Here is a 12,308-nt window from a genome sequence, read left to right as displayed (position 1 = left end):
AAAAGCTCAATAAGAAAATGAATCTTTTTTTGAAAAAAGCAGGATAAAGACAAAAATGCTCCTATAATAATGATACCAAAAAACAGGAAATTGCCTTCCGTATTTCTTTCAAAGCAAGGCTTAACTGGCTTTCAACATTTCTTTTGGTAGTATTCAGGCGTTCGGCAATCTCGGCATTGGATAATCCTTCGTTACGGCTCAATGTATAAATCATTCTCCGTTGTTCGGGCATTCCCCCAACAAGTTTGTCAATTAGCATTTCCAGTTCCTTGGCAATAAGGTCTTCTTCGGAAGTAGAGCTATATTCTGTATCCAGGTTGTTCAGATAGGCATCGCTCACATATTTATGTTTCAGGAAGTTGATGGCTGCATTTCTTGCAATGGTGTGCAAATAAGAATTGAATGATTTAGACGTATCAATGGAATGACGATTGATCCAAAGATTGACAAATAAATCCTCTGTCAGCTCTTCCGCATCGGGTTCCGATTTTATATATCCGTCAATGAATGTTTTGGTTTTGTTGTAGTATGCTATAAAAATAGTCTCAAAGGCCTTGTGATTCCCATCCTGAAAGGCCTCCAGCGTTTTTATATCAATGTTATTATTCATACTATTTCCCAACTTTCATTTCATTAGGACAAAAGAAACAATAATTTATCTTATATGAATGCTCTTTTTGGAAATATTAATGATATTAGAAGGATTTATTTTATTTAATGGCCGGTAAAGTACAGAAGACATTGACCACAAACTGGTATGTACTATATGTTGCCTAAACCGATAAATGGCTCCTATTAGTAACTAGGAGAATTTATTTATTCTGTAGTGCTATTGTTTCTTCAATTTTAGCTTATTTCTGTATGGTTTATCCATCTTAGACAGAAGAACAAAAGAACATGTTTCCTGTATAGTCGTTTGGGGTAGTTCCTTTCTTTTGTTCTTTCACCTGTATTGTTCCATTTGTTCCATATATTGTGGGAAAATAGTCTCCCATATTATGGGAATTTATTTTCTTAATATGAGAGAATACTTTCCCATAATATATGGGAATAATAGTACTAACGTACATTGTGATGAAACAATGCAATCATTTACCATCTCAAGACATCAACAAACAAGTCGCTTCAAGGAAAGGTGAAAAGATAGATAATAATCGGAATTTATTCCTCCATAAGCATACAAAAAGTATAGTGACGCCATCCTGCCCTTATAGCGACACTATCCGGGTGTTATAGTGACGCTATTTGACACGGATAGCGTCACTATGTTTTTTTGACAAATATCAAGCCGTTGCGGGCTATTAATTAAGAAGATAAGCCGTATCTTTGTAGCAAACAAGAAAATTATATATCATGATTAAAAACATTGTATTTGATTTTGGAGGAGTGATTGTAGATATTGATCGTGACAAAGCGGTTCAGGCATTTATCAAACTGGGACTGGCAGATGCTGATACCCGGCTGGATAAATATCACCAGACTGGAATTTTTCAAGAACTGGAAGAAGGAAAGCTAAGCGCGGATGAGTTTCGGAAACAACTGGGGGATTTATGTGGCCGTCCATTGACGATGGAGGAAACCAAACAGGCATGGCTGGGCTTTTTCAACGAAGTGAATCTAAATAAACTCGACTATATATTGGAATTGAGAAAGTCATATCATGTGTATATTTTAAGTAATACCAATCCTTTTGTTATGTCGTGGGCATGCAGCCCCGATTTCTCATCGAAGAAAAAGCCGTTGAATGATTATTGTGACAAATTATATTTGTCTTATCAGGTCGGTCATACAAAACCTGCACCCGAAATTTTCGAATTTATGGTGAATGATTGTAATATCATCCCTTCCGAAACTTTATTTGTAGATGACGGTGCTTCGAATATCCATATAGGCAAGGAACTTGGATTTGAAACGTTCCAACCGAAGAATGGTGCGGATTGGCGGGAAGAAATGACTGCTATCTTGGAGAAACGATAATTGAGCAGTTAGTATCATACCGCAAATAAGAAATATGCAACCACAAGTCATACTTATCACCGGAGCATCTTCCGGATTCGGCAAGATTACCGCTCAAATGTTATCGGAACAAGGGCACATCGTTTATGGAACAAGCCGGAAACCTGCTGAAGACATGAATCATGTAAAAATGCTTGTTGTCGATGTTACCAATTCCCTTTCCGTATGTCAGGCCGTAGAGCGGATTCTATCGGAGCAGGGACGGATTGACGTATTGATTAATAATGCCGGAATAGGTATTGGCGGCGCATTGGAACTTGCCACTGAAGAAGAAGTGAATATACAAATGAATACAAACTTCTTCGGCGTAGTGAATATGTGTAAAGCTGTTTTGCCATCTATGCGAAAGGCGCGAAAGGGCAAGATTATCAATATCAGTTCTATCGGTGGTGTAATGGGAATCCCCTATCAGGGATTTTATTCTGCTTCGAAATTTGCAGTCGAGGGATATAGCGAAGCATTGGCTTTAGAGGTTCATCCGTTCCATATAAAGGTTTGTGTAGTAGAACCGGGAGACTTCAACACCGGATTTACTGATAACCGGAATATCTCCGAACAGACAAGACTGGATGCCGATTACGGAGAGAGTTTTCTGAAATCATTGGAGATTATAGAAAAAGAAGAACGTAATGGATGCCATCCGCGGAAGTTGGGGGCTACCATCTGTAAGATAGTGGAACGTACCAACCCTCCTTTTCGGACGAAAGTAGGTCCCTGGATACAGGTATTGTTTGCGAAGAGTAAAAAATGGTTGCCTGATGCAGTGATGCAGTATGCCTTACGGATATTCTACGCAATTAAGTAAACGATACGATATAAAAAAGAAATTGTTCCACAAGTTCCTAAAAGAAAAATCGTCCTTACTACAGTCTATCGTAATAAGGACGATTTTATAAGATCAAGGCTTTTTTGAACGGCCTCTTTTCGGTTTGAATATCTTTATGTGTCCGGATCAGTTCTTCGGAACTAATTCCAAAAACATGGTAGTAGTCAGCAACACGGCCAGTCCGACACAAACGCTTATCAATAGCCAATTGATATATTTTGCTTTCGGCTTGGTGTCGGCATGCAGATTATTCAGGAAATACTCCCTGAAGAAAAGATACAGGCCGGGGATTGTGGCACTTGCCAATAAGAAATCTTCCGGAATCTGAAAGAAATAAGTTTTGGATAATCCGATCAGTGACCAGTGGCAAAGGAACAATACCAAAAACATATTGACCTTTTGCGCAAACAGCAATAACAATCCGATAGTAAACACAACTACCGAACAAGGCATGACCGGAGAAGTCATTTCCGGGAATGAAAGACCGCGTGCCAATGAAACCAAAGGATATATAAAAGGCATTGCCAACAGGACATAAGACAGCAGATCATATTTGTGAGTACGTTCAAAGGTAGTATATCCCGTAATCGCATCCCAAATCCAAATGATAGCCATAACGCCCCAAAACATAGCCATTACGCCATTATAGCTACGTTCTTCACAATAGATATAATAGTAGACTAGAGAAATCCACGTATACAGACCTATCATATAGAACTTCATCGCCATTTTCACCCACGGACGTGGTTTGCCGATAAGCAATCCGGTCAATGCAATACCAATCAGAATGATAACTATCTGGAAAAGCCAGGTAGCTGAATTATAATATGCAATTGTTCTCCAAAAAATCTCCATAAAAGTTCGTTTTAGTGTCTTGTTAATGAAAAGGTTCTATGTGGGAACAGGAACATCGGGAACGTAGCTCCTACCGCCAACATAAAAATCACTGTACTTGCTATCAGAGTATTAGAGAAGAACATCGACATAAACTTATCCAGTTTATCCGGATCATTCACATTTTGCAGACACATGATAAGTGAAAATACCATGTTGTATGCAAATTTTCCCGGAATCATAGGAAGTAACGCCGGAATGTACAATACCGTCATCGGACAATATACTTTTTTCCCTAACCACAAACTGCCGAAGCCGATGACTAATCCGGCAAACAACGAACCGGTGGCAATATCCATGCCTAAATAGTTCATTAAACAAAAACGACAGGCGTGTCCCAATGCTGCCAGTATGGCAATCATCTTGAATGCACGTAAAGGAGGATCGGAAATCGCACCAAATCCTATACCAGCTACTGCTGCAAAAAATCCATCAGTAAGAATGTCAAGTGCTATCATATCAAATTAAACTGTTTTTTACCATTAATAATGTGAAGGAAAGTCCGATAGCGATGCTGACAATCAACAAAGAAGCCTCTGTCAGACGGGCAAATCCTGTTAAAACGTACCCTTCTACTACATCAATCACGCCATTAATCAAGGGAACCCCAGGCACAAGATAAAGCACGCTGGTCGCCATTGCGATCTCCGACGTTGTGTCGAAAATCAGCGCGGTGGAAGCACACAGGGAAGCAACAAAAGCCGAAACAATAAATACAACATAATGATTGATCTTTTTCGCTTGCATTTGTTGTTTCAGGTAGAATCCTGTAATGGTAGCCGAGAACACAATTCCCATCGAAATTAAATCACCGCCGAACAATTTACAGAAAGACGCATTGGCAAATCCTACCAGTAGTAAAACGAAAAGCGGATGTATCCGCGGAGCAGAAATAATCTTCTTGTATTTGTCTTTCAATTCTTCCAATGACAAATGATTGTCTACTGCTTCCCAGCTCAATGCGCTTAACTCTGAATTATGTTCAAAACTGATCGGGTGTGCAGGAATGTCTATAACCTCGTTACAAGCTTCGTTTGTTTCTTTATCTATAATAGTCAGAATGATGTTTCTATGAAATACGCTTAATTTGACATCTAGTCCGAAAGCCTCTCCAATACGCTTTGTGTTGCGTACTACCCGCGAGGTGTGTACTCCGGCCCCCATTAAATGGGCTGAATATTCTGCAATAAATTTACCTATGGATAATAAAGATTCGCCTGTCTTCATGAATATGATATTTTTAAATCGGGCGCAAAAGTACAAAAAAAATAGATACCTTTGCCGTGATTAAAAATAAAAAATGCATGAATAACCAATTTACGCATCCAAAAGAGAGAATACGTTTTGCCATATTGACTTTTTTCTTTGCCCAAGGACTTTGTATGGCAAGTTGGGCTAGCCGAATCCCTGATTTTAAAGACGTTTTTGCTGCAAATTATGCTTTCTACTGGGGATTGATTTTATTTATGATCCCTGTCGGAAAATTTGTCGCGATCCCCTTGGCTGGCTATCTTGTTTCGAAGTTAGGAAGCCGGAGCATGGTACAGGTCAGCATCTTGGGATACGCTTCATCCTTGCTTTGTGTCGGACTGGCTCATGAGGTCTATCTTTTAGGCTTTCTGCTCTTTTGCTTCGGAGTGTTCTGGAATTTGTGCGATATATCATTCAATACACAAGGTATTGAGGTGGAACGTTTGTATGGTAAAACCATTATGGCCACTTTTCATGGAGGATGGAGTCTGGGGGCATGCGCAGGAGCACTTATCGGCTTCGTGATGATTTTGGCAGGAGTCTCCCCCATCTGGCATTATACACTGATATTTATAATCATCCTTATAATTGCACTTTCCGGGCGAAAATATTTGCAGGAGAGCGCACCGCAGGAAGCGGAAGTTTCTGATACAAAGACGAAGGAAAGAAATACAGCCAAAGCTCCCAATGGCTTTCGCCTGTTATTTCAAAAACCGGAAATGTTGCTTTTGCAGTTAGGACTTGTCGGACTGTTTGCGTTGATTGTAGAAAGCGCGATGTTCGACTGGAGTGCCGTTTATTTCGAATCAGTGGTTCACGTACCTAAATCATTGCAAATCGGTTTTCTTGTATTTATGATTATGATGGCAACGGGCCGTTTCCTGACTAACTACGCTTATCAACTTTGGGGAAAGAAGAAAGTCCTGCAACTGGCGGGCAGCTTTATCTGTATCGGCTTCTTTGTTTCTGCCCTGTTAGGAGGAGTTTTCGAAGCTATGGCCATGAAAGTAATCATCAATTCTTTGGGTTTCATGCTGGTTGGCTTGGGTATTTCCTGCATTGTGCCTACTTTGTACAGCTTCGTGGGAGCCAAATCAAAAACACCGGTCAGTATTGCACTCACCATTCTGTCAAGTATCAGTTTTATAGGTTCGTTGATTGCTCCCCTACTTATCGGTGCCATTTCGCAGGCGTTCGATATCCGTATCGCTTATATGCTTATCGGCATATTGGGTGGATGTATCGTATTAATAGTCAGTTTCAGTAGCGCTTTCGATATTCGGGAGTCCGCAGCGAAACCTGAACCGGACAAATAAAAAACGCAGTCTTTCACAGTGTTTAAAGCTAAACCTCCTGTGAAAGACTGCGTCAATCTTTTAATGCCTTAACTAACCTAACTACTTTATCTTAACTAACCTATCTACAAAATACTCGAAAAATCTTTTATACTACTAATGATCCTATCTTTCAATTCGTTATTTTCAACTATTGAGAAGTCACAGTCTACATTTGCCGGAGCCAATAATATCGCTTTAGCTTCTTCTGCATCTGCCATCTCTTCCGGGTGCTCTCTGAAATAAGTTTCCCATTGGGAAGCTGATTGCGGAGTTACACCTAGCACATAGTTGATAAAATCATCATCCGTCAAAAAATCCATTACCTTTGAGCACATATCGCATCCTTTTTAAGCGTTTACATAAGTAGGACGGCGTTATCTTGTCTATGTACTCAACCAATTTACCTTTTTACTAAAATTAACTCGCCAGACTACGCAACTTTGTCAATCCGCGATGCATCAGGTTGCGTACAGACTGATAATTCATATTCATAATCTCGCAGATATCCTCGTATTTCTTTTCTTCTATATAATATAATGTAAGCGCTTCACGCTGACGGGGAGATAATTGATCCAGCAGACGTTTAACCAATGAAAATTCATTATTGCGTTGCTCTTTTGCCATATAATCATCTTCTACATCTGTAGGAGTGGATAAGCTGACTTCTTCTACTACCGTATCAGACATATACATACGTCTGCGAAGTTCATCACACAACTTATTCTTTAAGGAGATGAATAAATAAGATCTCAAATTATCGATTGTTCCTAATTCATCTCTCTTTGTATAGAGTTTCACGAAGATGTCGTGAATGCAATCTTTCAGTAACTCTTTATCAATGGTCAACTTCAATCCGTAATTAAAAAGGACGTTGATGTGCAAGTTATACAGCTGTGAAAAAGCTGCCATGTTTCCCGCTTGAAAAGAAGCGAGTAAAGTGTCGGTTGAATTATTAGTCTGTTCCATCATAGCATTAATTCGATTGATTTGATGTTGCAAAACTAAGCAGTATCGACCGTAACATTAGGTAAAATCTGGTTTGTGGATTGAAAAAACAAGTATCATGTTTTATAACACTCTTTTACGAGAAATTACCTATAAAAAGCAAAAATCCCGTTGAATAGTCTTCAACGGGATTTTCTGTTTTATAGCTTGTGAAACCAATAAATACCTTCTTTCTTATCTGGTACCTTTAGATTGTATAAATCGTTTATTTTCAATGATTTATTTATTGTTTCAATCTTTCCGGAAGCTGGATGAATGTACTTTAATGCATACTTTCCGGACGATAATTGAACAGGAATTTCTGTTCCGGACTTGGAATAAATGATACTTCCAATATCAGATTTTACCATTTTCTTATACTCATCCGTATTTGTTTCTTCCACTTCCATTGCTGCTGCATCTTTCAAAAATGCTTTATCTGTGCACGGAATTACAGGACATGAACCTCCTGCCATGAATACAGCCCATCCCATAGCCGGATAATTCTGTGCATAGAATGTCACTGCCTTTTGAGGAAATTTCTGACGATACTCATTGACAGCTTTATATGCTTCTGTGAAAGTCACCTTTCCTACTTTCATCTTACGCATGTGTTGACGTGGCGCCATATTTTTTCCACCTTCCGGCGCAAAGATTCCATCCGTCTTATAATGCCAATACCGGATATCAATAATATCTACTACGGCAGCGCGTTTGGGATCTGCAAGGATTGCATCTTGTACATCTTTCGTTGTACTTAATGCTACTTTCGCTTTCTTTCCGGTTTCAGTTTCCCATTCGGCTATCATGTCTAACCAAAATTGTACGAAGTGCAACGGACCTGTAAATTCGGCACTTGTCAACTGAATAACATTCGAATTGTCCGCGAAGTTATTCAGGCACTGACGGATATATTGTCTGTGCAGTTCACGGCGAACAGGATGACTGATATCATAGAACATATCTGCTACAAAAATTCGTTTGTCTCCGGCAAATGGAGCAGGTTCAGGAAATCCGGTCTGATTGATGTTATTGCTGCTTCTCCATGGAGAATCCACCCAATGTGCACCGGCTTCCAGTATATTGTGCTGGAAATAGTTTTCATGGAATAATAACAATCCGTCCTTATTTCCTTTTTCCGCAAATTCTTTTAAGCGACTCCAGTACCATGCATTAGGGCGTTTTAAATCATATTTGCTCAATCCTTCCCATGCTGTCCCCTGACCGCTACGACCGAATGGCTGTTCATAGAAAGGTCCCCATACATCGCCATCCCGACGGCGAATCCGTTCGTGGTCATCCCGGCGACGGTCATACCAAAGGCCGTAATTCTGATCGAAAACAAGAATGTTTTTCTGTTTCATAAAATCGACTACAGAATCAATGCGGTCGGTTAATCCCAATCCTTCGCGTCCCGGCACAAAGCGGGTAATGGCCGGACTTGCCTTTTTTAGATAATTGGTTTTGAGCTTTCCGTTCCACCAAGGGGTGGTATGACTGCCTCCAACCAATAGAGCACCGTCCATCTGAATACGTCCATTGGTTACTGTTACTTCCGGTTGAGTTAATAATTTAGAAGAAGAATTTGCATGTGCAGCGCTCTTTTTCTCTTTAATGTCATCGATTGATTTTACTCCGGTTGATGCCACTGAAGGAGCAAACTTGTTATCACCTATCCAATGTTCCAACGTTAACCGTGGTATATATGCCTCTTTAGCGAGTTCCATAGCTACTTCCACTGTAGGACTACTGGTTGCACTTGTATTTCTGGGCAGAATACGTGCACGTTCCGCACATTCTTTGTTCAACCGTTCTTCCAATTGAGCATAAAAAATACTGCGAGGTTGTACATGATTGTTGGATTGTGCCCATTCACCATCACCGGAGAATTGTGCCCAACAACCGTATGCACGGTTCATCGCATCTTTTGCCGGGGCATAACATTCGATTTCCGCTGCGGTACATTGCCAAAACAAGCTGTTTGCCGTATTCCAACCGGCTCCGTTTTTATCTTGTCCCAAATTCTTGAAAGTCAGATTATGACCGTCGATATTTACTATGTCAAACAATAGTCCGCACGCCCAGGCATCAATAGAGCCACTGAATCCCAAAGATTCATACGAATCACATTGCACAAAAGCATTGGGACCGGCTGCGCAATATCCGGCAGCAAAGTCATGAATACCCTGTTCCGAATAGCAGCGCTGAAATAAAGTTTGTTGTCCCAGCGTATGGAAAGTGCAACGACGCATCCCTCCGATTTCTGAAACGGGTTCTTTCGATATACAGTCTTCAACGGTAATTTTGGAACCTGTACGCTGAACAATTACAGCGCTTCCTGCAAAATGCTTGAAGTTAACCAGTCTCACCCAACAGTTTTCCGCATCTTCAATGGAGATACCTGTCCAGCAATGATCCTCGTCTTTAGGATAACGCTTGTCGTATTCAGAAATCAATGTCATATTTTCTACGCCACAATTGTAAATACGTCCGTTCCATTGATAAGTCAACAGGGAAGAAGTTCCATAGCTGGCATCCAAAGCTACGGTCAGCGGAGCATCCAATGTTACCTGGTTGCCGTTTACTTCGCAGACTGTTCTGTCCCAAGTCAGATCCATGTCACCTTCTTTCCATCCCAAAGCGCTGATACCTCCTCCAAAAATATCACAACCTAAAGAGGCAATCCATTCTTTGCCGGAAGGACGGGTAACCATGACACGATCTCCTTTTTTCAGAGAAATACCCAAAGCGACTTCCAATGTTCTCGCGTTTACCGGAACATAGTGGGAAAGTACCTTCAATGTATCTTGTACATTCAGATCGTTCCTTCCTTCCATATAGATAAGCGCACCTCTGTCTACGCCCTTTTTCAGCAGTATTGTTTTTTCTTTATCCGTTCCCCGCAACACAATTCCGGATGCGGAGATACGGATACTGCCGGACAGGGAAAACTCTCCCTGATCGAGTAATACGGCTCCCCGAAAACCGGAAGCGTCAGGAGTCAGAGAAGCTACATAATCAATGGCACGTTGAATACGCGCAGTATTATCTCCGGCTTTCCAGGGTACAAATACCACATTGCGGACAGAAGGAATATCCTGTTCGGAGGATTTATATCCGCATGTAGAGAAGTCGAGAATCCGGTTTCCCCGATCATCATTCAGGTAAGTGATCTGATCATTCTTAACTTGTAAAGCAAAGGTTTGCGCATAACTTTGCACAAACCCAACGCTCAATAATCCTAAAAGGATCGTTCTTAGTTGTATATTCATCACAATAAACTTTATCATCTTTTCATCCGGTTATAACAGACTTTTCCGTTTAGACAATGTATCGTAATTGTTCTTCAAGTCTGTCCAGTCCACTTTCTTCCTGGTGTCTATACCATTGATGTATTTTTCAATATTGGTATATCCGTCACCGTTGCAGTCCATGTTTGCGTCAGCCGGGTCGTTTGGATTCAATCCGTTGGCAATTTCCCAAGCATCCGGCATACCGTCGCCGTCCGAGTCTACTACCGCTTCACCTTTATATTCGGGCAGTCCGCCTACCTGACGAATATCTGTGATAATACCTTGCTTATAAGAATCAGCCGGTAACCGTCTCTTCACGTAAGGAGAGACAAACTCCGGTGCATCTTTCGCATAAATGGCTTTTCCTGTTTGTACGGTTTTAATGACACGTGCATCCACTGCGTCACGTTTCGGGAAATTAGCTCCTACATTATCTAATACAAAGTTATAAGCTTTTTTGGTATCCATTACAGTTACCGGTGGCATTTTGAAAGCCTCGTCCGATTTAATTAGCGGCAAAAACTTTGTGGCGTCTACCTCTTCTTTAAGTTGTACGCCTCCATCCCAGTTATCTTTTGTAACTTTGGCATTGCCGTGGATAATATTTCCGTTTACGTATGCTTTTCCGAATGAAAGCGGTCTGTTTTTGTCACGTCCCGCTTCCGGTTTGAGAATACGATAAGAGATCGGTTTACCTATCGGAGTGATCGGACCGGGTTTGAAGTAGTTGTTTATCATATTGTAGAAACTGTTGTGATCGCCTCCGTCTACGGAACGGTTCCACCAGTTGAAAACAACATTATTGACGAAGTTAAAGTCGCCGTCCATACCTACCGAACTATTCCGGCTGATGTTGGAAGCAAAGAGGTTACGGCAGAACATACTGTTATGACCACCGATAGTTGCACCGAAAGCATGATTGTAGGTATCTAATGCTTCAGAGAAAATAGAATTCTGGATGGTAATGTTTACCGTCGGCAGTTTCAATCCGTGTCCGTCTGCCCCTCTGTTGTATACATGACGGTAGATAGACATATTTTCATCCAATCCCCAACTGGCGGAGCAATGGTCTATCATGATATTTCCAACCGCATTCCCTCCTACTGCATCATCACGGAAAGCTACGTCCTGCGCACCGCGACGGAAGCGCATGTGGCGAATCACGACATCGTGTGTATCGATCAGGAAAGATTGTCCGGTGACGCAGATACCATCTCCGGGAGCCGTTTGTCCGGCAATCGTTACATAAGGGGCGCGTACACTAATCGGGCTTTTCAAACGAATCACTCCCGCTACATTGAATACAATAATGCGTGCACCTCCTGTTTCGCAGGCTTCACGTAATGTTCCGGGACCGGAATCTTCCAGCGAAGTGACTACAATCACTTTACCTCCACGACCACCGGGAGTATACATGCCTCCGCCTTCCGCTCCGGGGAAAGCCGGGATATTACTTTTTATCAAATCTTCGGGTTTGGAGGCCCAAGGCTTATAGGGACGACCTTTCTTTGCTTCTTCTAACACTGTCGGCAAAGCTTTTTCCCATGCCGCATCTGATTTCCGTTCAAACTCCGCTTCTTGTTTTGCTCCTCTTGCTTTTACCGAGTCCGGAATCACAGGATACTGGGCTGCCACAGGTAGTACACAGGCAACCAGCATCCACGCTGATAATACTTTCTTAATGTTGTTCATTCTTTCGAATCTTAA

11 protein-coding genes are annotated in these 12,308 nt (G+C 41.3%); 3 read left to right on the top strand and 8 right to left on the bottom strand.

The genetic code is table 11. The features are described 5' to 3' along the window. Positions 1 to 61 precede the first annotated feature (61 nt). The gene (locus tag GD631_RS15275; RefSeq protein ID WP_143260290.1) at positions 62 to 610 is read right to left on the bottom strand and encodes an RNA polymerase sigma-70 factor; all 549 of its coding nucleotides are present in this window, start codon (positions 608 to 610) and stop codon (positions 62 to 64) included. A 743-nt stretch (positions 611 to 1,353) separates the two neighbouring features. On the opposite strand from GD631_RS15275, the gene GD631_RS15270 reads away from it, so the two are divergent. Both GD631_RS15270 and kdsR read left to right on the top strand, forming a co-directional pair. After that, complete coding sequence (locus tag GD631_RS15270; RefSeq protein WP_008022280.1) at positions 1,354 to 1,977, top strand: HAD family hydrolase; 624 nt, start codon at positions 1,354 to 1,356, stop codon at positions 1,975 to 1,977. A 34-nt stretch (positions 1,978 to 2,011) separates the two neighbouring features. Further along, entirely contained in the window at positions 2,012 to 2,821 is an 810-nt protein-coding gene (gene kdsR / locus GD631_RS15265) for a 3-ketodihydrosphingosine reductase (protein ID WP_143260289.1), read from the top strand. A 147-nt stretch (positions 2,822 to 2,968) separates the two neighbouring features. On the opposite strand, the gene GD631_RS15260 is transcribed toward kdsR, so the two are convergent. From GD631_RS15260 to GD631_RS15250, 3 genes are read right to left on the bottom strand one after another with little or no spacing between them, the layout of a single operon-like run. Beyond that, on the bottom strand, positions 2,969 to 3,697 hold the full coding sequence (locus GD631_RS15260; protein WP_074559025.1) for a DUF6064 family protein: 729 nt from the start codon (positions 3,695 to 3,697) through the stop codon (positions 2,969 to 2,971). A gap of 11 nt (positions 3,698 to 3,708) precedes the next feature. Beyond that, complete coding sequence (locus GD631_RS15255; protein ID WP_143260288.1) at positions 3,709 to 4,194, bottom strand: threonine/serine exporter family protein; 486 nt, start codon at positions 4,192 to 4,194, stop codon at positions 3,709 to 3,711. Position 4,195: 1 nt separating this feature from the next. Then, a complete protein-coding gene (locus tag GD631_RS15250; RefSeq protein ID WP_004296023.1) occupies positions 4,196 to 4,963 on the bottom strand; it encodes a threonine/serine exporter family protein in 768 nt (255 codons plus the stop codon). Between the two features lie 77 nt (positions 4,964 to 5,040). Here GD631_RS15250 and GD631_RS15245 point away from each other — a divergent pair, with 77 nt between their 5' ends. Continuing rightward, positions 5,041 to 6,303 (top strand): MFS transporter, encoded by a 1,263-nt coding sequence (locus GD631_RS15245; RefSeq protein ID WP_074559024.1) that lies wholly within the window; start codon positions 5,041 to 5,043, stop codon positions 6,301 to 6,303. A 104-nt stretch (positions 6,304 to 6,407) separates the two neighbouring features. Here GD631_RS15245 and GD631_RS15240 read toward each other — a convergent pair whose 3' ends face one another. The 4 genes from GD631_RS15240 to GD631_RS15225 all read right to left on the bottom strand — a co-directional run bounded on the left by GD631_RS15240 (position 6,408) and on the right by GD631_RS15225 (position 12,293). Then, the gene (locus GD631_RS15240; protein WP_143260287.1) at positions 6,408 to 6,659 is read right to left on the bottom strand and encodes a hypothetical protein; all 252 of its coding nucleotides are present in this window, start codon (positions 6,657 to 6,659) and stop codon (positions 6,408 to 6,410) included. Positions 6,660 to 6,741: 82 nt separating this feature from the next. Beyond that, positions 6,742 to 7,293, bottom strand: coding sequence for an RNA polymerase sigma factor (locus GD631_RS15235; RefSeq protein ID WP_074559022.1), 552 nt, complete (start codon positions 7,291 to 7,293; stop codon positions 6,742 to 6,744). A gap of 176 nt (positions 7,294 to 7,469) precedes the next feature. Continuing rightward, positions 7,470 to 10,580: a DUF6298 domain-containing protein gene (locus tag GD631_RS15230; protein ID WP_143260332.1), complete on the bottom strand. Its 3,111-nt coding sequence runs from the start codon at positions 10,578 to 10,580 to the stop codon at positions 7,470 to 7,472. Between the two features lie 30 nt (positions 10,581 to 10,610). Continuing rightward, entirely contained in the window at positions 10,611 to 12,293 is a 1,683-nt protein-coding gene (locus tag GD631_RS15225) for a polysaccharide lyase (protein ID WP_074559021.1), read from the bottom strand. Positions 12,294 to 12,308 lie beyond the last annotated feature (15 nt).

Source organism: Bacteroides luhongzhouii, assembly GCF_009193295.2.
Classification (GTDB): Bacteria; Bacteroidota; Bacteroidia; order Bacteroidales; family Bacteroidaceae; genus Bacteroides; species Bacteroides luhongzhouii.
This window is presented reverse-complemented; position numbering and strand designations above follow the sequence as displayed.